Origin of the sequence: Glutamicibacter nicotianae (assembly GCF_002797775.1) — a bacterium.
Lineage (GTDB): Bacteria > Actinomycetota > Actinomycetes > Actinomycetales > Micrococcaceae > Glutamicibacter > Glutamicibacter nicotianae.
In genome coordinates, this window is the sequence record NZ_PGEY01000001.1 from 1,013,037 (window position 1) to 1,032,522 (window position 19,486).

20 protein-coding genes and 2 tRNA genes are annotated in these 19,486 nt (G+C 60.1%); 13 read left to right on the forward strand and 9 right to left on the reverse strand.

Going from position 1 to position 19,486, the window contains the following annotated elements:
* The first annotated feature begins 11 nt into the window (after positions 1 to 11).
* The 8 genes from ATK23_RS04565 to ATK23_RS04600 all read left to right on the forward strand — a co-directional run bounded on the left by ATK23_RS04565 (position 12) and on the right by ATK23_RS04600 (position 6,747).
* The gene (locus ATK23_RS04565; protein WP_066138071.1) at positions 12 to 737 is read left to right on the forward strand and encodes a ribonuclease HII; all 726 of its coding nucleotides are present in this window, start codon (positions 12 to 14) and stop codon (positions 735 to 737) included.
* Positions 737 to 1,057: a DUF2469 domain-containing protein gene (locus tag ATK23_RS04570; RefSeq protein WP_038991500.1), complete on the forward strand. Its 321-nt coding sequence runs from the start codon at positions 737 to 739 to the stop codon at positions 1,055 to 1,057. The genes ATK23_RS04565 and ATK23_RS04570 overlap by 1 nt, the downstream gene beginning before the upstream one ends.
* A gap of 161 nt (positions 1,058 to 1,218) precedes the next feature.
* Positions 1,219 to 1,581 carry a YraN family protein gene (locus ATK23_RS04575; protein ID WP_073706324.1) on the forward strand — a complete coding sequence of 121 codons (363 nt, stop codon included), beginning with the start codon at positions 1,219 to 1,221 and terminating at the stop codon, positions 1,579 to 1,581.
* On the forward strand, positions 1,578 to 3,134 hold the full coding sequence (locus ATK23_RS04580) for a YifB family Mg chelatase-like AAA ATPase (RefSeq protein ID WP_038991503.1): 1,557 nt from the start codon (positions 1,578 to 1,580) through the stop codon (positions 3,132 to 3,134). The genes ATK23_RS04575 and ATK23_RS04580 overlap by 4 nt, the downstream gene beginning before the upstream one ends.
* Positions 3,135 to 3,142: 8 nt before the next feature.
* On the forward strand, positions 3,143 to 4,387 hold the full coding sequence (gene dprA / locus ATK23_RS04585; protein ID WP_083515421.1) for a DNA-processing protein DprA: 1,245 nt from the start codon (positions 3,143 to 3,145) through the stop codon (positions 4,385 to 4,387).
* 33 nt (positions 4,388 to 4,420) lie between these two features.
* Complete coding sequence (locus ATK23_RS04590; RefSeq protein WP_066138080.1) at positions 4,421 to 5,416, forward strand: tyrosine recombinase XerC; 996 nt, start codon at positions 4,421 to 4,423, stop codon at positions 5,414 to 5,416.
* A 141-nt stretch (positions 5,417 to 5,557) separates the two neighbouring features.
* A complete protein-coding gene (locus ATK23_RS04595) occupies positions 5,558 to 6,061 on the forward strand; it encodes a DUF3145 domain-containing protein (protein ID WP_066138082.1) in 504 nt (167 codons plus the stop codon).
* Positions 6,062 to 6,360: 299 nt separating this feature from the next.
* Positions 6,361 to 6,747, forward strand: a complete 387-nt coding sequence (locus ATK23_RS04600) for a VOC family protein (protein ID WP_066138084.1) — start codon at positions 6,361 to 6,363, stop codon at positions 6,745 to 6,747.
* Positions 6,748 to 6,753: 6 nt separating this feature from the next.
* Here ATK23_RS04600 and ATK23_RS04605 read toward each other — a convergent pair whose 3' ends face one another.
* The 6 genes from ATK23_RS04605 to aceE all read right to left on the reverse strand — a co-directional run bounded on the left by ATK23_RS04605 (position 6,754) and on the right by aceE (position 14,567).
* Positions 6,754 to 7,329: a dihydrofolate reductase family protein gene (locus ATK23_RS04605; protein WP_066138087.1), complete on the reverse strand. Its 576-nt coding sequence runs from the start codon at positions 7,327 to 7,329 to the stop codon at positions 6,754 to 6,756.
* 194 nt (positions 7,330 to 7,523) lie between these two features.
* A complete protein-coding gene (gene fabF, locus ATK23_RS04610; protein WP_066138960.1) occupies positions 7,524 to 8,771 on the reverse strand; it encodes a beta-ketoacyl-ACP synthase II in 1,248 nt (415 codons plus the stop codon).
* 120 nt (positions 8,772 to 8,891) lie between these two features.
* The gene (locus ATK23_RS04615) at positions 8,892 to 9,137 is read right to left on the reverse strand and encodes an acyl carrier protein (RefSeq protein ID WP_038991515.1); all 246 of its coding nucleotides are present in this window, start codon (positions 9,135 to 9,137) and stop codon (positions 8,892 to 8,894) included.
* Positions 9,138 to 9,356: 219 nt separating this feature from the next.
* On the reverse strand, positions 9,357 to 10,280 hold the full coding sequence (locus ATK23_RS04620; protein ID WP_038991518.1) for an ACP S-malonyltransferase: 924 nt from the start codon (positions 10,278 to 10,280) through the stop codon (positions 9,357 to 9,359).
* A gap of 176 nt (positions 10,281 to 10,456) precedes the next feature.
* Positions 10,457 to 11,668 carry a PucR family transcriptional regulator gene (locus ATK23_RS04625; RefSeq protein ID WP_083515423.1) on the reverse strand — a complete coding sequence of 404 codons (1,212 nt, stop codon included), beginning with the start codon at positions 11,666 to 11,668 and terminating at the stop codon, positions 10,457 to 10,459.
* Positions 11,669 to 11,822: 154 nt separating this feature from the next.
* Positions 11,823 to 14,567, reverse strand: coding sequence for a pyruvate dehydrogenase (acetyl-transferring), homodimeric type (gene aceE, locus ATK23_RS04630; protein ID WP_066138094.1), 2,745 nt, complete (start codon positions 14,565 to 14,567; stop codon positions 11,823 to 11,825).
* A gap of 362 nt (positions 14,568 to 14,929) precedes the next feature.
* On the opposite strand from aceE, the gene ATK23_RS04635 reads away from it, so the two are divergent.
* The 3 genes from ATK23_RS04635 (at position 14,930) to ATK23_RS04645 (ending at position 15,989) form a co-directional block, all read left to right on the forward strand.
* Entirely contained in the window at positions 14,930 to 15,346 is a 417-nt protein-coding gene (locus ATK23_RS04635) for a DUF3052 domain-containing protein (RefSeq protein ID WP_038991524.1), read from the forward strand.
* Complete coding sequence (locus ATK23_RS04640) at positions 15,346 to 15,798, forward strand: redoxin domain-containing protein (protein WP_066138097.1); 453 nt, start codon at positions 15,346 to 15,348, stop codon at positions 15,796 to 15,798. The genes ATK23_RS04635 and ATK23_RS04640 overlap by 1 nt, the downstream gene beginning before the upstream one ends.
* A 115-nt stretch (positions 15,799 to 15,913) precedes the next feature.
* Positions 15,914 to 15,989, forward strand: a tRNA-Val gene (locus ATK23_RS04645).
* A 480-nt stretch (positions 15,990 to 16,469) separates the two neighbouring features.
* Here the strand turns inward: ATK23_RS04645 and ATK23_RS16245 are convergent.
* From ATK23_RS16245 to ATK23_RS16255, 3 genes are all read right to left on the reverse strand, one after another.
* Positions 16,470 to 16,625 carry a hypothetical protein gene (locus ATK23_RS16245; protein WP_157066310.1) on the reverse strand — a complete coding sequence of 52 codons (156 nt, stop codon included), beginning with the start codon at positions 16,623 to 16,625 and terminating at the stop codon, positions 16,470 to 16,472.
* Between the two features lie 193 nt (positions 16,626 to 16,818).
* On the reverse strand, positions 16,819 to 17,337 hold the full coding sequence (locus tag ATK23_RS16250) for a hypothetical protein (protein ID WP_157066311.1): 519 nt from the start codon (positions 17,335 to 17,337) through the stop codon (positions 16,819 to 16,821).
* Between the two features lie 602 nt (positions 17,338 to 17,939).
* Positions 17,940 to 18,374, reverse strand: a complete 435-nt coding sequence (locus tag ATK23_RS16255; RefSeq protein WP_157066312.1) for a hypothetical protein — start codon at positions 18,372 to 18,374, stop codon at positions 17,940 to 17,942.
* Positions 18,375 to 18,438: 64 nt separating this feature from the next.
* Between ATK23_RS16255 and ATK23_RS04660 the strand changes: the two genes are divergently transcribed.
* Both ATK23_RS04660 and ATK23_RS04665 read left to right on the forward strand, forming a co-directional pair.
* Positions 18,439 to 18,514, forward strand: a tRNA-Val gene (locus tag ATK23_RS04660).
* A 110-nt stretch (positions 18,515 to 18,624) separates the two neighbouring features.
* Positions 18,625 to 19,233, forward strand: coding sequence for a class I SAM-dependent methyltransferase (locus ATK23_RS04665; RefSeq protein WP_066138106.1), 609 nt, complete (start codon positions 18,625 to 18,627; stop codon positions 19,231 to 19,233).
* The last annotated feature ends 253 nt before the right edge of the window (positions 19,234 to 19,486 follow it).

Here is a 19,486-nt window from a genome sequence, read left to right on the forward strand (position 1 = left end):
GGTACCTGCACATGGCTGATTCCAAGAGCAAGGCAACCACACTCGAACACGAGCGCGCCCTGGCCGCCAGACATGGCGTCCGCTACATCGCCGCAGTCGATGAGGTGGGACGCGGCGCGCTGGCTGGTCCGATTACCGTCGGAATGACAGTGATCGATATCCAGCAAGTCACCGAATTCCCTGAACTGCGCGATTCCAAGCTCCTGAGCCCGGACACCCGGATGGCACTGGTTGACCCAGTGCGCCAATGGGCCGTCGGCTATGGCGTGGGGCATGCCTCGGCAGCTGAAATCGACGCGCTCGGTGTCACCGGTGCACTGCGCCTGGCCGGATCACGGGCCATGGCGCAGTGCGCCGTCCAGCCTGAAGCGGCGCTTCTGGATGGCAGCTACGACTGGCTGACCGCGCCCGAACCGGACCTGTTCGATATCCTGGCCGATGACCGCGAGCCCGTCGGCCTGCATATCCCCGTGGCTACCATCGTGAAGGGGGACATGACCTGCCAGGCTATCGCCGGTGCATCCATACTGGCCAAGGTCGAACGCGACGGCATCATGGTAGGCCTGGCCACGGAGCATCCGTACTTCGGTTGGGAGATCAACAAGGGCTATGCCACCGCAGCGCATCGTGCCGCGATTGTCGTACAGGGTCCCTGCAACTACCACCGAAAGAGCTGGAACTTGACTTCGGGCGCTGATCAGGCCCAAGGTGAAGCCACGACAAAGAAAGCAAAGTGATGGCTGCCGACGACCTGGAAAACTACGAGTCCGACATGGAACTGCAGCTGTACCGCGAGTATAAGACCGTGGTGGGGCTGTTCAATTACGTGGTCGAGACCGAACGCCGCTTCTACCTCGCCAACCAGGTGGACGTGAAGACCCTGTCCAATGCCGGGGAAGTGTACTTCGAGCTGAACCTCACCGACGCGTGGGTTTGGGACATCTACCGCCAAGGCCGCTTCGTGAAGTCCGTCAAGGTGCTGACGTTCAAGGATGTCAACGTCGAAGAACTCAACCCCGACGAATTCCAGATTCCGAAGGACGGACTGGGCAACTAGCTCAAGCTGCATAGGTATCCGAGAGCCGGCTCTGTTTCCAGAACAGGGCTGGCTTTCTCGTTGGCAACGAGATATCCACATTCCGCGGCGCGTGCTGCTGCCGTGGCTTATGAATCTCCGACGATGTTTCCATAACGGATCATAGACATCGAGGAGCAAGCATGCAGACCGAGAAACAACGGCTAGGTGCCGACGGGGAACGAGCCGCCGCCGCATTTCTCGCAGGACAGCACTACGAAATCCTCGATCGCAATTGGCGATGCCCGGCAGGGGAGCTGGACCTGGTAGCGCGGGCTGGAAATGGCCAGATCGTGGCTGTCGAGGTTAAAACGCGGTCGTCGCAACGCTTCGGTTCCGGCTTCGACGCGATCACCCCGGCCAAGTTTCGCCGGCTCAACAAGCTGCTTCTCTTCTGGGCCCGATCCCATCGCCTGTTTCTGCCCGAACTTCGCGTGGATGTCGTCGAGGTCTACGCGACGGCGACCGGATTCGACTGCAACCTGCATGAAAATGTGCACTCATGAGTACCGCTCGAACCAGTGCCGTGGCCCTGCACGGGGTCAGCGCTTCCTTGGTGGAAGTCGAAGCCGACCTGGGCAACGGCATCCCGGGATTCGTCCTGCTGGGTCTGCCCGACGCATCCTTGAGCGAGGCCCGCGAACGGATCAAGGCAGCGGCACGGAATTCAGGAATCCCACTAGCCAACCGAAAGCTGACGGTCAATTTATCCCCGGCCACGCTGCCGAAATACGGGTCAGCTTTTGACCTTGCCATCGTCATTGCCGCCTTGGCCGCTGATCAGCAACTGTTCGCTTCAGCAAGCACCCTGTACATGGCAGAACTCGGCCTGGATGGCACCTTGAGGCCGGTACCTGGGGTGCTGCCAGCCGTGCAATTGGCTCGCGCCCATGGACTTGACCAGGTGATCGTGGCCGAAGAGAACGGAGCAGAAGCCCGACTGGTGGGTGGCGTAGAGGTCATTGCGCTGCGCCACCTCGGGCAGGTCATGGCGTTCTGTGGAGCGGCAAAGGATCAAATTACTACCTACCTGCGCCACCGGCCACCGCAATCAGCTAACCAAACTGGTGGGCATGCCGTCGGAGCCGCTGCCGACGAGGTGGATCTGGGTCTGGTCAACGGGCAACAGGAAGCACGGCTCGCACTGGAATTGGCAGCGGCCGGGGGACACCACCTGATCATGGTTGGGCCGGCCGGCGCCGGAAAAACCATGCTGGCCAAATGCCTGCCGACAATTATGCCGCCCTTGGATGATCTCCAGGCTCTCGAAGCCACAGCGGTGCATTCCATTACCCGGGGAGGTGCCGGTGAACTGGACCAGTTGCAACGCACGCCGCCTTTTGTCGCACCGCACCACACCGCATCCCGATCAGCGCTGATTGGCGGTGGAACAGCACAACTGATTCCCGGCGCCATTACGCGCGCCCACCACGGAATCCTGTTCCTCGATGAAGCAGCGCAATTCCATACAGGCGTACTCGATGCGCTGCGCCAACCGATCGAAGAAGGGTATATCAACCTTGCGCGGATCCGAGGGCACCAGCGTCTTCCGGCCCGTTTCCAACTCATCATGGCCTCCAACCCGTGTCCCTGCGGAAAGAATTTCGGAACCGGTACCGGATGCACCTGCACTCCCATGGCTCGCCGGCGCTACTTCGCCCGGCTCTCGGGACCGATTCTCGACCGTGTCGATCTGCAGGTCAGGGTCAACCCGGTTCCGCAAGCCCAGCTGCTGAACTCGGCACCGAACGAATCCAGTGCTCAGGTTCGTGAACGAGTCGTGGCCACCCGAGCACGCAGCCAGGCTCGGCTGGGAAAGTTCTCAATTGCCTGCAACGCGCAGATTCCAACGCAAATCCTCAAGAATGAGCTGGACTACCCGGCCAGGACGCGGGCGGCGCTTGAGCAGCTTGCCACGCGGCGCGGGCTCTCTGCCCGGGCAATCCACCGCCTCTTGAGGGTCGCGTGGACTGTGGCAGATCAGCAGGAACACACAGCACCGACCGCGGACGATTTGGCCATCGCCGGTCATCTCCGCCAGAACTTGGAAAGCAGCTAGGTAAGGTCATGACTTCCAGTAATACGAACACTGCCGGGGGATCGGTGACCCCAAGCTCCCAGGAGCGTCGGGTCTATGCTCACTTGAACCAGCTCATAGAGCCCAACGACTACGTGGCCACGGCCTTGCTGGAACTCATGAGCACACAGGAGTTGCTGCGCTTGATCCAGCGAGAGGATTTCTATCCGTCTGCGCTCAAGCTTCCAGTGGACGGAATCCTGGGATTCCACCCTTCCGGGGATTCCGCGCAAGACCTGAAAGTGGCGCTGACCCGATGGCGGAAACGCCTGCCGCTGAGCAACCCGGTGGGCGCCCTGGATGCCGCCGCTCGGGTTGGTGGGGGATTGCTGATCCCCACCGATGCCGCCTGGCCACGTCAGCTAGCCGACCTGAATCTCGGTCGTCCGCTGTGCCTATGGTGGCGATCGGCAAACCCCCAGCTGCTTGAAGGCCAAGAACTGGCCAGCAACGTTTCCATCGTCGGCTCACGCGACGCCAGCGACTACGGTGATCAAGTCACCTTTGATCTTGGCCGGACATTGGCATTGAGTGGGTATACCGTCGTCTCGGGCGGCGCCTACGGCATTGATGCCAGCGCGCACCGTGCAGCGCTGAGCGTGGAGGATTGGCAGTACCCGGGTCCGCCAACGATCACCGTTATGGCTGGTGGCATCGATCGGCTTTACCCTTCGGGCAACAGCCATCTGTTGAACCAGATTATTGCCCGCGGCGTACTGATATCCGAGGTGCCGCCCGGGACCACATCCGCTCGCTTCCGCTTCCTGAACCGCAACCGGCTGATCGCCGCATTGAGCAGGCTTGTCATCATCAGCGAAGCGCGCCACCGTTCCGGTGCGCTGAACACCGCCAGCCATGCGGTCGAGCTCGGACGCGATGTTGCAGCTGTTCCAGGCAGTGTTTTCGCTCCCAACTCGGCAGGATGCCATCGCTTGATTGCGGAGGGCAGTGCGGCGTTGCTTGCCAGTCCGCAAGACGCACTGGGCCTGCTGGGCCAGCATCGCCAAACAGAGTCGCCCAGTTCCAAAGCCCAGCCGCGCCTTACTGACAACCTGAGCAAAGATGAAGGCATGGTGTACGATACGATGTCCTTCGCCAAAGGGATGCTGGTCGATGAAATCTCGGCGCGCAGTGGCGTGCCACTGATCAAGACGCTCCGGGCCATCAACCGGTTGGAGTCGCTGGACATGGCCGCTACCGATGGCTTGACCTGGAAGCTGGTGCGCCAGAACTAGCCGGAGAAGCAGCTGGGGGTATTCTCAATAGTGATGAAGCAAGAACCAACGACGCACACCAGCACTGCGCTGTCGGCAAAGTTCGCCGAGCCGGTTGCGGATTACCTGGAGTACCTGCAACGCGAACGCGGCCGAAGCGCTAATACTCTGCGAGCCTACGACGTGGACTTGCGCAACCTTGGCCAGTTCCTGCAGCACCAGTCCCAGGATCCGAGCCTCAAGCAGATTACGGTCGAGATGCTCCGCGACTGGTTGGCCCAGCTTCACGAAGCGCAGGTTTCCCGAACTACCTTGGCCCGGCGGATCTCTGCGGTGAAGAATTTCTTCGCATGGGCGCTGAAGCACCAATTGATCGACACCGACCCCGCTTTGCGGCTGGCCGCGCCCAAGAAGGAGCGGCGGCTTCCGCACGTTTTGCAGCCAAGCCAGATCGATCGCCTGCTCTCCGAAAAAACTGAGGTGACTGCCGGCGCAGGCGATAGCGAAAGCGCAGCGGAATCAGGCCCGGATGCCAGGAGCCAGGCGGTAGCGGCACGCGACAAGGTCATCGCGGAGCTGCTATACGCGTCCGGATTGCGCATCAGCGAGCTCGTGGCCCTGGACGTGGGCGACATCGACTTCGAACGACGTACCCTGAAGGTTCTTGGCAAGGGAAATAAGGAACGGGTTGTTCCTTTCGGCAAGCCTGCAGAGCGCGTGATCATCGCGTGGATCCGCTCGCATCGCAAGGTCTTGGCCCGGCAGGAGGCCAAGGGGGCATTGCTTGTCGGCGTGCGCGGTGCGCGCTTGAACGTGCGCCAAGCGCGAGAAGTCATTTCCAAGGCGCTGGAATCGCTGGGGGATACCGCTGCTAGCGGTCCGCACGCGTTACGCCACACCGTGGCCACCCATCTGCTTGATGGCGGGGCTGATTTGCGTGCTGTCCAGGAGTTCCTCGGACACGCTTCACTGGCAACGACCCAGCTCTATACGCATGTTTCGGTCGATCGGCTGAGGCAAAGCTATCGCCAAGCCCATCCGCGAGCCTGACTATTTGGCATGAATCCGCGAAAATGGCCTTTCTGGGTGGCGAAAGCCCTCATCATCAGGCAAAATGGAAGTATCGGCGGCGATGGCACCGGAACGATGTTGACGTAGGGGAAGACGATCAACACCGCAACGGAGGATGGCATGTCTGCATCGATGACCAGAGGCGTGATTTATATTCATTCCGCCCCTGCAGCGCTATGCCCACATCTGGAATGGGCAATCGGGTCCGTGCTCGGCACTCCAGTAAAGATGGAGTGGACCGAACAGCACGTCGCACCCGGATTTTGTCGCGCCGAAATCGAGTGGGTTGGTACCCAAGGTACCGGCGCCTTGCTGACCAGCGAAATGCACGGCTGGCAGCACCTTCGATTCGAAATCACCGAAGACCCGAGCCCGGGGGCTGACGGAAGCCGCTGGTCCGTGACCCCTGACCTCGGTATCTTCCACGCCACTGTCGATTGCGCTGGCAATGTCATGGTCAGTGAAGAACGCATCCGCTGGGCCTATGAAAAAGGCGACGGCAACCCATCGGTGTTCTACCAGGAAATGTCCATCGCCCTTGGCGAGCCCTGGGATGAAGAACTTGAACCCTTCCGTCACGCGGGCGAAGATGCGCCTGTACGGTGGCTCAACCAGGTGGTATAACGACTGGTTAATTAGTCTCTGGGTGACTTTTCATAGTTGACTCAGAAATAACCCCGTTGGTGCGGGGTTGTTACCAACAAAGAAGTGGGATCCCATGCCGGGGATCCCACTTCTTGCCATTAGAACTGCGATTGTGGCGTCGCGTCGCTTGCCAGTGCTATGCTCGGTGGCGATGAAGACCAGCCAGGCCGTTGCAGGCCACTCCCGGAACGGCTATCTGGTCGTTCCCTGATTCGCGGACCTCCCGTGCCAGTTGCATTCAACCAATGAACAGCACTCTGATACACGAAAGGGAGAGAATGACCGCACAGTTCAACCACACCATCATCGCTTCACTGGACCCGCAGCGCATGGCGAAGTTCTACCTGGATCTGCTCGAAGCACGCGAGGAACCGGGCTGGGGACCATTTGCCAACATCAGCCTGGCCCATGGCGTCCTGCTGCAGTTCGCCTCACCGCCGATCGACTTCCCGCCGCAGCATTACGCCTACCTGCTTGATGATGAGCATTTCGATCGTGCGTACGCCACGGTCTGCAAGCGGGAAATCGAGCACTGGGCAGACCCGCAACGGCAGCTGGCAGGGCGGATCAATCGGGACCATGGTGGCAGGGGCATCTATCTGCTTGACCCTTCCGGGCACTACCTGGAATTAATTACCCGGTCCTATCTGCCAGTGGCTGGCTAGGATCCTCTAGCGATGGACCTTGAATATGTTCTTCTGGATCCCGTTGGAGTACACCTGGGAATCGACGAGCTTCAGCTTCTGCGCATCCAGGCTTGTGTCGCTGAACAGGCGCTTGCCGGCACCGAGCAAGACCGGGAAGACCAGCAGGTTGTATTGGTCGATGAGCTGATGCTCCTGCAGGGAGTGGACCATCGTCGCGGAACCATGGATGCTGATTGGTCCGCCGTCGCCGGCTCGAAGCCGCGCTACATCGGCTACCGAACGCAAGATGGTGGTCTCGCCCCAGTTCGTGGCCAGGTCCTTCTCCCGCAAGGTCGTGGACAGCACGAACTTGGGCATCGCGTTGTACTGCGGAAATTCCTCGGTCATTGACGGCCATACCGCAGAGAACGACTCGTAACTGTGCCGGCCCAAGAGCATCGCGCTGGCCTCGGCTTGCTCGGTGCCCTTCAGCTCATAGGCGGCCGGGTCGAAGTCGACCGAATCCACCGTCCAGCCTGAATTGCGGTAGCCCGGTTCACCGCCCGGCGCCTCGACGACGCCATCCAGGGATACGAAAGAAGTGGCAATCAGGGTGCGCATGGGAAAGGATCCTTTGCTCTAGGCCAAGTACCGTCAGGTGCCTCCGATTCGAAGCGGTACTTGAGCCTAACCAACACGTAAGGATCGAAGCAATGGCTGCCCGCCAATTCCTCCCAGGTTAAAAGCCACTGGGTTGGCGGAAGGATTTCCTCCAGCCAACCCAGTGGTGTGCGTTCGTGTTGCTGCCGAAGCGATTAGACGCTGCGGATGGCTACGACAGCGTTGTGGCCGCCGAAGCCGAACGAGTTGTTCAGAGCAACGATGGTGCCTTCGGCTGGCAGCTGCGCTGGCTCGCCGGTAACGACCTTCAAGGGGATCTCCGGATCCTGATTGTCCAGGTTGATGGTCACCGGGGCCTTGCGGTTGTAGACGGCCAGTGCGCACAGCACGGACTCCACAGCGCCCGAGGCACCCAGCAGGTGGCCCATCTGCGACTTGGTCGCCGAAACCCAGACGTTGTCGAGCTGATCACCCAGGGCGCTCTTCAGCGCAGTGTATTCCGGCTTGTCACCGACCGGAGTGGAGGTTGCGTGGGCGTTGACGTGAACGACGTCCTCTGGCTGGATGCGGCCGTCGAACATGGCGGCCTTCAGCGCACGGGTCGCGCCCAGGCCATCCGGATCCGGAGCGGTGATGTGGTGCGCATCGGAGGTCACCGAGGAACCTGCCAGTTCGGCGTAGATGCGGGCGCCGCGGGCGATGGCATGCTCTTCGGCCTCCAGCACCAGTGCACCGGCGCCTTCGCCCATGACGAAGCCATCGCGGTCGACATCATAGGGGCGCGAAGCCTTGGCTGGATCGTCGTTGCGGCGGGAGAGCGCGTGCATGGACGAAAAGGCGGCCAGCGGCATCGGATGGATCGCGGCTTCCGCGCCACCGACCATGACGACATCGGCCTTGCCCGATCGGATCAGATCCAGGCCTACGTGCATCGCCTCGGTACCCGAAGCGCACGCCGACACCGGGGTGTGCGCGCCACCGGCAGCACCGAGATCCAGCGAGACGGCAGCGGCAGGGCCATTGGGCATCAGCATTGGCACGGTCATCGGCAGCACGCGGCGCGGGCCCTTTTCACGCAGGGTGTCCCAGGCGTTGAGTAGGGTCCAGACACCGCCGATGCCCGTAGCGAAGGCTACGGCCAGCTTGTTCTGGTCCATCTCTTCCTTGACCAGACCGGAATCGGCCCAGGCTTCGCGGGCCGCTACTACAGCGAACTGGGTTGATGGGTCCATGCGCTTGGTCTCCGGGCGGGTCAGCACCTCGGTCGGCTGCACAGCAGCGCGGGCGGCGAAGGTGACCGGCAGGTCGTATTCCTTGACCCAGTCGTCTTCCAGGGGTGCGGCACCGGAGACGCCCTTCAGGGCGTTTTCCCATAGGGTGGGGACATCGCCGCCGATTGGGGTGGTGGCTCCGAGACCGGTGATCACTACTTTGCGCGCCATCATCAAACTCTCTACTGTGCGAATAAGAACTGTGCTTGGAAATTCAGGGGGCCGGCTTGACGTACCGGCCCGCGTGCGCGGCTTGCCCGCGCAACGGTGTGGCGATGAACGCCAGGAAGCTTAGGCCTGTGCCGCAGCGATGAAGTTGACGGCGTCGCCGACGGTCTTCAGGTTCTTGACCTCTTCGTCAGGGATCTTGACCTCGAACTTTTCCTCGGCCTCAACGACGATGGTCATCATCGAGATCGAGTCGATGTCCAGGTCCTCGGTGAAGGACTTGTCCAGCTGCACGTCTGCTTCGTCCAGGCCGGTCTCGGAGTTGACGATTTCGGCGAGGCCCGCCAGGATTTCTTCGTTGCTAGCCATGGATGGCTCCTTTTCTTCTTAGCCGGAGGACTCCGGTCATTTTTGTGGCTGGGTCCGGATCCTGTTTCCAGAAGCCGGTTCCAGCCGGCTTAATGAAACTTTGCTGGTGCATCAGCGATGCGTGGCAGGTTTCGTCGGTTTAAAGCTTAGGCCAGAGATGGGCTCGGGGCAGGCAACATGACGTTACCGGCGAGCACAATCTTCGAATCGCGCACCAGCCTAGTTGGCGGTGTGCTCGGCGATAAACGCCTTGGCTGCTTCCAGATCCGCGGGGCTCTTCACTGCCAGGGTCTTCACGCCCTTCAGGCCGCGGCGGGCCAAGCCAACCAGGGTTCCGGCCGGTGCCAGTTCCAGCACGCCGGTGACGCCAGCCTCGGCCAGGGTCTGCATGCACAGGTCCCAACGGACCGGGCGGGAGACCTGGGCGACCAGAGAATCGAGATTTGCCTGGCCATCGGCTACGGCCTGGCCATCGAAGTTCGAGAGCAGCGATGCCGAAGGGTTCTTCGGGGTGATGGTATCGGCCAGTTCCTGCAGGGTGCCGACTGCTGGCTGCATGTGCGCGGTGTGGAATGCGCCGGCAACCTTCAACGGGATCACGCGCGCCTTGGCTGGCGGGTTCTCGCCCAGGGCAGCGAGCTGCTCCAGGGTGCCTGCGGCCACGGTCTGGCCGCCGCCGTTGGCATTGGCAGGGGTCAGTCCCAGCTCGTCGAGCTTGGCCAGGACTTCCTCGGGATCTCCGCCGAGCACGGCGGCCATGCCGGTCGGGGTGGCGGCTGCGGCCTCGGCCATGGCGTTGGCGCGCACCTTCACGAAATTCATGGCGTCAGCCTCGTCGAGCGCGCCGGCCAATGCCGAAGCGGTGATCTCGCCAACGGAGTGACCGGCAACGATGGCACCGGCTGGAAGCGATTCGCCGAAGAGCGCACGCGCGGTGACCAGGCCAGCGGCGACGATCAGCGGCTGGGCGACGGCAGTGTCCTTGATGGTCTCTTCATCGGAGGTGGTGCCGTGGGCGGTGAGGTCGCGCTCGGTGATCGAGCTGAGCGCCTGCAGATGCTCGGCAACGCCATCGACGTCGAGCCATTCGGTAAGGAAACCTGGGGTCTGGGAGCCCTGTCCGGGGCAAACGATTGCTAACACTCTTACAGCTTTCCAAATGTTGGGAGCTTTTGGCGCTTCTTTTGAGTACCAAGCTCGAGGTGACTGTTTGTAGGATCTCCACAAAAGCCTAGCGTATCCAGAAGCTGAATTCCGCGGTAATGCGCGATCAACACGGAAATATCCGTCATGGCTGCCCGGCGTTCTTTGGCTGAAGCCTACAAGTTCGATTCGTGGAGCCGGCCGAAAAGCAATGCGGTTTGCAGCACGAAGGCATCGCGGGGAACCAGCGGATCCCAGCCGGTGACTTCGCTGACCCGCTTGAGCCGGTAGCGCACCGTGTTCGCATGGACGAACAGCTCGCGGGCGGTGCCTTCCAGCGAGTGGCCGAGGGCCAAGTAGCTGGAGAGCGTTTCAGCCAGGCCGTTGGATGCCTGCTGCAGCGGCAGATAGACCTGCTCCACCAGTGCCGTGCGGGCCAGCTCGTCGCCGTTGCAGGCGCGTTCTGGCCACAAGTCATCGGCACTGACTGGATTCGGTGCCTGCGGCCAAGCCCTGGCGGCACTGAATCCGGCCACGGCCGTGGCCGCGGCGTGGTGCATTTCCTTGACCGTCGGGGCCAGAGGGGAGTAGACCAGCGGGCCGGGACCGAAGAACCGGGTCAGCCGGCTCAGGTCGGCTTCCTCGAATTTGGTGTCCGAGAGCATCAGCACCGAGCGGTCGCCAAGCACGCCCACCAGGGAGTCGCGCGAGTAGCGGATGGCCATGCGGCGCAGCGCCGAGACGAAGGTTGCCGGGTTGGACGAAGGGGTGGTTCCGACCAGGATGCGGATGTTCTTCTGCGACTTCCAGCCGATGGCGGCAATGCGCGAGGAGAGCGAGTCGTGGGCTTCGCCGTGCAGCACCGCGTCGACCACATGCGCCTCCAAGCGCGAGTCCCATGCCCCGCGGGTTTCCGCGGCGCGGGCGTAGACATCGGCGGCGGCAAAGGCGACCTCGCGAGAATAGCGCAGCACGGCTTCGCGGAGGGCTGCCTGCTCGTGTTCGGCGGCGATGTCCGGCACCTGGGATTCGACCACTTCCACAATGGTGCGCAGCAGGCCCAGGGCCTTCTGCAGGGAGATGGACCTGGTCAGCTCCGTGGGGGCGGCGCCAAAGACATCGGTGACCACCCAGGAAGGGGTGGAGGAAGGGTCTTCGTACCAGGTCACGAACGTGGAGATGCCCTTCTGGGCGATGAGTCCCAGGGCGGCGCGCTCGTTGGGCGCCAGCGAGCGGTACCAGGGCAGCTGCTGGTCCAGGTATTTCAGTGCTGCGGTGGACAGCACGCCGATATGGCTCTTGAGTCGCTTGAGCGTTTCACTGCTGGGTGCCTGGGATCGGCTGGGACGGTTCTTCGGAGCTGCGGCGGCATCCATGTCAGGACTCATGGTTTCCAGCTTAGTTTCTTTTCCGCTCCCGTGCCCGGCACTGCAAGTGAAGCCGGGGTTAAATGAACCGGCCGCCCGGCAACGAAGAATCCTCGTTGCCGGGCGGCCGGCCGGGCCGGTGCCAGATGCTAGTCCAGCGCCGGGAACCCGGATGCTAGGCGTCGCCGCCAGCGTTGCCGGACTTGCCGGCATTCGGGTTGTTCAGATCGTACTTTGCGTGCGCCTTCACTGCGGTGTCCGCAGGGATTTCGCCACGCTCAACCAGCGACTGCAAGGTCTGCACGACCAGCGAGTGCGCATCGATCTTGAAGAAGCGGCGGGCTGCCGCACGGGTGTCCGAGAAGCCGAAGCCGTCAGCGCCCAGGGTGTGGAACTCGCCTGGCACGTATGGGCGCAGCTGCTCAGGAACGGCGCGCATGTAGTCGGTGGTCGCGATGACCGGGCCCGGGGTGGACTCCAGCTTCGAGGTCACGTACGGGGTGCGGCGCGGCTTCGACGGATCCACGAGCACCTCGGCGTCGGCGCGCTGGCCGTCGCGAGCCAGTTCGTTCCACGAGGTGACCGACCAGACATCGGCCGAAACGCCCCACTCCTCGGCCAGGATGGACTGCGCTTCCAGTGCCCATGGCACGGCTACGCCCGAGGCCAGCAGCTGTGCGCGCGGGCCGTCGGTGGTAGCTTCCTTGAGCAGGTGGATGCCCTTGATGATGCCTTCGACGTCGACGTTCTCCGGCTCAGCTGGCTGGCTGATCGGTTCGTTGTAGACGGTCAGGTAGTACATCACGTTCGGATCGGCGTGGGTTCCGCCGTACATGCGCTCCAGGCCGGAACGCATGATGTGGCCGATTTCGTAGCCGTAGGCAGGATCGTAGGTTATCACCGATGGGTTGGTCGAGGCCAGGATCGGCGAGTGGCCGTCGGCGTGCTGCAGGCCCTCGCCGGTCAGGGTGGTGCGGCCGGCGGTAGCGCCGATGATAAAGCCACGGGTCATCTGGTCCCCGGCGGCCCAGAACTGGTCGCCGGTGCGCTGGAAGCCGAACATCGAGTAGAACACGTAGATCGGGATCAGCGGCTCGTCGTGGGTCGAGTAGCTGGTGCCGGCAGCGGTGAACGCGGCGACGGCGCCGGCCTCGTTGATGCCCGGGTGGATCAGCTGGCCCTGAGGGGATTCCTTGTAGGCCAGCACCAGGTCGCGGTCCACGGACAGGTAGTTCTGGCCACCTGGGTTGTAGATCTTCGCGGTCGGGAAGAACGAGTCCATGCCGAAGGTGCGGGACTCATCCGGAACGATCGGCACGATGCGGTGGCCGAATTCCTTGTCGCGCATCAGGTCCTTGAGCAGGCGAACGAAGGCCATGGTGGTGGCCGCCTGCTGCTTGCCCGAACCGCGCTTCGCGATCGCGTAGGTCTTTTCGTCTGGCAGGGCCAGCTTCTTCGAGGTTTCCTGGCGGCGGGTAGGCACCGAACCGCCCAGGGCAGCGCGGCGCTCCATCATGTACTTGTACTCGGCCGAATCCTCGGCTGGGCGGTAGTACGGAGGAGCGTACAGGTCGGCTTCGAGCTGCTCGTCGGTGATCGGGATGCGCAGGTGATCACGGAACTTCTTCAAGTCTTCCATGGTCAGCTTCTTCATCTGGTGGGTCGCGTTGCGAGCCTCGAAGTGCGAACCCAGGCCGTAGCCCTTGACGGTCTTCGCCAGGATGACGGTCGGCTTGCCCTTGAACTCCACGGCAGCCTTGTAGGCGGCGTAGACCTTGTGGTAGTCGTGGCCGCCGCGCTTCAGGTTCCAGATCTCGTCGTCGGTCATGTCGGCAACCAATTCCTTGGTTTCCGGACGCTGGCCGAAGAAGTGCTCGCGGACGAACGCGCCGGACTCGGCCTTGTAGGTCTGGTAGTCGCCATCCGGGGTCTGGTTCATGATGTCAACCAGGGCGTTGGTCTTGTCTGCTTCGAGCAGGGCATCCCACTCGCGGCCCCAAGCGACCTTGATGACGTTCCAGCCGGCACCGCGGAAGAAGGCTTCCAGTTCCTGCATGATCTTGCCGTTGCCGCGAACCGGGCCATCGAGGCGCTGCAGGTTGCAGTTGATGACGAAGTTCAGGTTGTCCAGCTTCTCGTTAGCGGCCAGCTGCAGGAAGCCGCGCGACTCCGGCTCGTCCATTTCGCCATCGCCCAGGAAGGCCCAGACCTGCTGGTCCGAGGTGTCCTTGATGCCGCGGTTGTGCAGGTAGCGGTTCAGCTGCGCCTGGTAGATGGCGTTGGCCGGGCCGATGCCCATCGACACGGTCGGGAATTCCCAGAAGTCAGGCAGGGAGCGCGGGTGCGGATAGGAAGGAAGCGCGTGGCCTTCCTTCGACTTCTCCTGGCGGAACCCGTCCATGTCCTCCTCGGACAGGCGGCCTTCGAGGAAGGCGCGGGCGTACATGCCCGGCGAAGCGTGGCCCTGGAAGAAGACCTGGTCGCCGCCGCCTGGGTGGTCCTTGCCGCGGAAGAAGTGGTTGAAACCTACTTCATACAGGGTCGCCGCACCAGCGTAGGTGGAGATGTGTCCGCCAACGCCGATATTAGGGTTCTGCGCGCGGTGCACCATGATGGCGGCATTCCAGCGCATGAAGGCGCGGTAGCGGCGCTCGATGGCCTCATCGCCTGGGAATTCTGGTTCCTGGTCTACAGGAATGGTGTTCACGTAGTCGGTGGTGGTCACGTGCGGCACGCCCACGGACTTGGCACCTGCGCGCTGCAGCAGCGAACGGATAATGAACTGGGCACGCTCGGTGCCCTGGGTTTCTACGAGGGAGTCAAACGAGTCCATCCATTCCTGAGTTTCCTCAGGATCCCGATCGGACAGCTGGTAAGTCAACCCGCTACGGATCTGGGAGATGTGTTCCTCTACAGCCACTGAAGCTCCTTGATTGAATTGCGGCTCCGACGCTGTGCAGTTTTGCGCTGCGGTGCACCGGTATTGGGACAACGGGTGCAGTAACACTGGAATGATGTGCACTGCCGGTTCATATGCAACTCTAGTGTCAAAAGATCATCTTTGGAGTCGAGATTTCGAGCAAAAACCGGTTTAAAGCAGACATTTAAAGTGACTTACGCAACTGTGTATGGTGGCTATCTTCTTTATGCTCATGTCATTATGGTGTGGGTCACTGGAATCTGGGTTATATTTGTTCGGCGTGTTATCGCTGCAGCGCTTGAATGGAACAGCAAAACCGTGTTTCGTTGGTAGTAACGCTTTGCACCAGCAGGAGGAATGAAGTGAGCGACGCCGTATCGGCAAACTTGGAGCCCGCCAAAAAATTGGGCTTCGCTAATGAAGACCTTATTCAGGAACTGGGTTATGACGATGACGTGGACTACGATCTGCGCGATTCGATTGAGGACCTGATTGGTTCAGAGCTGCTCACCGAAGAGGACCATGACGTTGTCGACGCAGTCATCTACTGGTGGCGTGACGGCGATGGAGATCTTGTTGACGCATTGATGGACGCACTGAACTGCTTGGATGAGAAGGGTGTCGTTTGGCTGCTCACCCCGAAGCAGGGCCGCGAGGGACATGTATCGCCATCCCTGATCCAGCAGGAGGCCCCATCTGCAGGACTGCACGTAACTACTAGTGAAGGTGTCTCGGAGGATTGGTCCGCAATCCGCCTCGCCCCGCGTAAGAAGAACTAATGATCCAAGCAGGTTTACGCCTGTTCGACTTCTCGCTGGAAAATCAGTACGGCGAAACGATAACCAGTACCGGGCTGTCCAAAGGCCGGGTGCTGGTTGTCTTTTATCCATGGGCGTTTTCACGGGTATGCGGGTCGGAACTGGCGACACTCCAAGAGCACTACGAATTCTTCGAGCGGCATCAGGTGCGCATCGTTGCCATTTCAGTGGACCATAAGTTCACCCTGCGCAATTACGCGCAGTCCCTCGACCTTCAATTCGAGCTGCTGGCCGACTTCTGGCCACACGGGGCAGTGGCCCAACAGGTCGACGCCTTCGATCACGAACGCGGGGTCGCAACGAGGCTGTCGCTGTACCTGGTCGACGGTGAGGTGCGCGATATTTTCCGCAGCGAGATGACTCAGCCAAGAAGTGTCGAAGACTATAAGGCGGCGGTGGAGCGCAGCGCTTAGCCTGCCGATGGTAACTGTGTTCTGGTTCACTGGAAAAACAGGCTCCTCGATTTGCCTGTGTGCAGATACCTGTGTAGAGTTATTCCTCGTTGGCTTGCAAAAGCGAACATGGTAAGGGCCTTTAGCTCAGCTGGTAGAGCGTCACGTTTACACCGTGAATGTCATCGGTTCGATCCCGGTAGGGCCCACCAAAATAAGACCCGCTCCGAACTAGCCTAAAAAGGCTGGCTAGGGCGGGTTTTCTTGCGTTTACACGCTGTTTCTAGGATCACACACTTAGGCGTATTTGAATCTCTTGCGCGCTCTTTCTCCGTTCTAAGCACGTAAGCGAAACGTAAGCCAAACGTAAGAAACACGTAGGGCCACGCCGCATCAGCAATCGGCGCAGGTCGGATCATCAATTCCACAGCCAAATCCAGGTCATTCAAATCCGGATCGAACAACCCTGAAGGCCCTTGGGTCAGGGTATCCTGACGGATCGGAAGGCGAGTCTGGTGAGGATTTGCAAGATCTAGGTGAGACTGTTTCCGTTTAGTAATTAGGTCTCAGCCATATCCGCAGGATGCGGGAAAGCCCGGCTCCCGTGCGGGAACCGGGCATTTCAGGCCTGGTAACGACGACACATGCTTCTGGGGACTACACAGAGATCTGCATCATGGTCACTCAATTTTCTAATCTTCACCAATTGCTGCCGCCGGTAACTTGCCCTTAACGGCTTCAAGCCCCCGGTCGCCAAAGCTCAAAATGTGCGCCTCATCCGGAGCTGTATCGATCGTTTCCATGACATGCACTGAGAAAAGAGCCAATTGCGCTTCAAGCGGATCCATATCAGGCCAGAGATCTTCTCCACCGGATTGAACTGCGTGTTTCAGGACTTCTTCAAAAGGGCAGTCGAATGCGTATAGCTCTTGGGAGTCCTTATATCGCGAAAATACGTATCCCTCTGGAACCAGAGGAACTATTGAGACCTCACCAAGCCCCGAAAGTTGGTACTTGAATTGCTCCGCTTTGCCTGAAAAGTCACGCAGTTAGACCCCTATTTTTGCTCCGGTAGTAGGCGGTAATGATGCGGCGATCTCTTTGGTCGACAGCGACGGTGGTGTAGTACGTCTTTATAGTTCGTCCGTCATACCGTTTTAGTTCGATTTTACCTTTGTAGCGGAAGGTGTTGTTGGCAGGATTTTTTGCACCCGAATAGATGTTAGTCAAACCGTCATTGATCGCGAAGTCTGCAATATCCCGCCAGTTCGTGTTAAATGCCACTTGCGCGGCCAGTTGCTTCCACTCCCCGCCATGTTTCCCGGCGATATGACGGTAGCCCCAGCCTCCATTGGGGTTCTTCGGAGTCCAGGTTCCACAATTCAAAACCGCAGCGAGTCGCGCATACGGCGTTTTGTTTACATACCAGGTTCGAACATGCTTATTATTGGCGGTTTTGACACCGCAGGCGCCCACACCGCGATCCGCCTGGTATAAAGATGTCTTGCCGATTGGCAGGTTGCGGATTGATTGCGGCCAGCTGTCCTCACTGTTAGGCAAAACTTTTTCCCATTAGCCCAAAGCTCAACCTAGCCCTTTTCGGCCAGCTCTCGCATTGACTTATATTCCGGCACGCTCATTTCGAGCGTCGCGGCGTTTGCCAACTCCTGCTCGGTTGTTCTGCTTGCAGCCGAGCTCGGCAGTGCGCCAGCCACGAGCAGACTCAGCGTTAGAGCACCTGTTGAGGCGACCGCCACAAACTTTCGGAAATTCCGCATCCGTGCGTCCTTTTCTTTGATTTCAGTCGGTTGCGAGTGTAGATAAAACCTAGCAGTGGGATTTACTGACTGTCAGGTGACCAACTATTATTTAAGACTACAGTTTGATAACGAGTTTCGTGGTTAGAGCCCTATTCGCCCCAATTGCAGGGAGCGGAAACAGGCGCAGCCCGGTGAATCGAGTCGAAATTCAGATCATCCGGCTAAGATAACCGAGTCTCTCCTGGAACTCCTCCGGAAGATGATCACCTCTACCGGAAAGATGTTGCGCTTGATGGTTCGGACCATACAATCATCCAGCCGGTTTCTTTTGGATAATAGCATTCATGGCCAGGCTTGGCCAATAAGTGACTCTGGTGGCATAACTGGCAAAAACGCTATGGGTTATCTGATGGATGGTTGCGCCGCATCTTTGGGTGCTTGGAATCGGCCAACCCGGTACACCGACTTGGTGTCGCCATTATTCGTGACCCAATTAATGGTTATGACGCAGTCTTCGGTCACCGCTTTCTGGTAGAAATCATCACCCCTGGAGTTGCTTTGCTTCCCAAGGCCGGTCAGGTCTACAGGTTCAGCTGCCATATCGTCAATTGCTGACGGCCGTGGTGGTGCATCGGTGTAGATATTCCCGGAGGCGCAGCCTGAAAGGATCAGGCATAGGGCAGGGCCGGCAGTTGCGAGTTTCCTGTTCACGCACTCATCCGCTCGTGTCCCTGAAACAGAATGGGAATGTTGGTACGGAAACTGCCTCGCGGGTGACGCTCGGCACTCTTTCGCGAAAACCCCCATATCAATTTGCCAAGTCAGTTCGAGATGCATTAGATTATTACTTGTTGCAACGGAGGGATGAAGGAAAGATAATTCCAAATTCACCATTGCAGGAGGGCCTTTAGCTCAGCTGGTAGAGCGTCACGTTTACACCGTGAATGTCATCGGTTCGATCCCGGTAGGGCCCACCAAAGATGAAGACCGTTTCAATCACTTTTCACAGTGATGGAAACGGTCTCTTTTCGTTATCCGGACGCGGCCGCAAATCGTTTAAATCCGGTGAAGGTGCGAAACTGGATTCATGACTGCACCTGAAGAAAACCTGTGGCTTGCCACCGTGCGCAAGAATCCGGACCACTCGCAGAACTTCGCCCAGCGCTGGCGCACGCTTGCTGCCGAGGGCCAGGATATTTTCGGAGAAGCACGCGCCGTTGACGCAATGGTTGCCCGCGGCAGCAGGATCCTGGATGCCGGATGCGGAACCGGGCGCATCGGCGGCTGGCTTTCCGAGCAAGGACACCACGTCGTGGGCGTCGACCTCGACCCGCACCTCATCGATGTTGCGCGAATAGACTACCCCAAGGCCCAATGGCAGGTCGGGAACCTGGCTGACTTCACAGTCGATGTTGAAGCGGGGCAGAAGCAGGAATTCGATCTGATTGTCTGCGCAGGCAATGTTGTCACTTTCCTTTCCAAGTCCGAACGCCTTCCAGCATTGCAGCAGCTGCGTGAGCACTTGGCGTTGGACGGGCGCATGATCATCGGCTTCGGTTCCGGGCGCGGGTATGAGTTCGATGACTTCGAATCCGATGCCATAGAGGCGGGGTTGGCAATTCAGCAAAGCTATTCGACTTGGAACTTCCATTTGCCGGCCGACGATTTCCTAGTGGCCGTGCTCGGACGCAAATAGCGGTAAGCAGGTAACAGTCCTGCAGGATAGAGCGCTATGCGCCCATATGGCGTTCACGGGCCCGTGCCGAAGCCTTGGCCAGAGGGCTCAGCCTTCTCCGGAATATCCGGGCACCATTCTGCGCAGAGAACAAAATAGGCCTGTTACTGAATATGTGAAAATGGACAAGGCCCTGGAGAGGCTGAGTCCGGTCACCTGAATTGCGCTGACCTGTGCTGGGCGGGCCGTCTTCGGAGGCTGCCGCGTCAAGCTT

Coding starts and splice junctions, on each gene's coding strand:
- ATK23_RS04600 (WP_066138084.1), top strand. CDS start 6,361: ATGACCGCACAGTTCAACCACACCATCATCGCTTCACTGGACCCGCAG.
- fabF (WP_066138960.1), bottom strand. CDS start 8,771: ATGGCGCGCAAAGTAGTGATCACCGGTCTCGGAGCCACCACCCCAATC.
- ATK23_RS16245 (WP_157066310.1), bottom strand. CDS start 16,625: ATGGATCCGCTTGAAGCGCAATTGGCTCTTTTCTCAGTGCATGTCATG.
- ATK23_RS04575 (WP_073706324.1), top strand. CDS start 1,219: ATGCAGACCGAGAAACAACGGCTAGGTGCCGACGGGGAACGAGCCGCC.
- ATK23_RS04595 (WP_066138082.1), top strand. CDS start 5,558: ATGTCTGCATCGATGACCAGAGGCGTGATTTATATTCATTCCGCCCCT.
- ATK23_RS04580 (WP_038991503.1), top strand. CDS start 1,578: ATGAGTACCGCTCGAACCAGTGCCGTGGCCCTGCACGGGGTCAGCGCT.
- ATK23_RS04665 (WP_066138106.1), top strand. CDS start 18,625: ATGACTGCACCTGAAGAAAACCTGTGGCTTGCCACCGTGCGCAAGAAT.
- ATK23_RS16255 (WP_157066312.1), bottom strand. CDS start 18,374: ATGCATCTCGAACTGACTTGGCAAATTGATATGGGGGTTTTCGCGAAA.
- ATK23_RS04590 (WP_066138080.1), top strand. CDS start 4,421: ATGAAGCAAGAACCAACGACGCACACCAGCACTGCGCTGTCGGCAAAG.
- ATK23_RS04615 (WP_038991515.1), bottom strand. CDS start 9,137: ATGGCTAGCAACGAAGAAATCCTGGCGGGCCTCGCCGAAATCGTCAAC.
- ATK23_RS04640 (WP_066138097.1), top strand. CDS start 15,346: ATGATCCAAGCAGGTTTACGCCTGTTCGACTTCTCGCTGGAAAATCAG.
- ATK23_RS04565 (WP_066138071.1), top strand. CDS start 12: ATGGCTGATTCCAAGAGCAAGGCAACCACACTCGAACACGAGCGCGCC.
- ATK23_RS04605 (WP_066138087.1), bottom strand. CDS start 7,329: ATGCGCACCCTGATTGCCACTTCTTTCGTATCCCTGGATGGCGTCGTC.
- ATK23_RS04570 (WP_038991500.1), top strand. CDS start 737: ATGGCTGCCGACGACCTGGAAAACTACGAGTCCGACATGGAACTGCAG.
- dprA (WP_083515421.1), top strand. CDS start 3,143: ATGACTTCCAGTAATACGAACACTGCCGGGGGATCGGTGACCCCAAGC.
- ATK23_RS04625 (WP_083515423.1), bottom strand. CDS start 11,668: ATGAGTCCTGACATGGATGCCGCCGCAGCTCCGAAGAACCGTCCCAGC.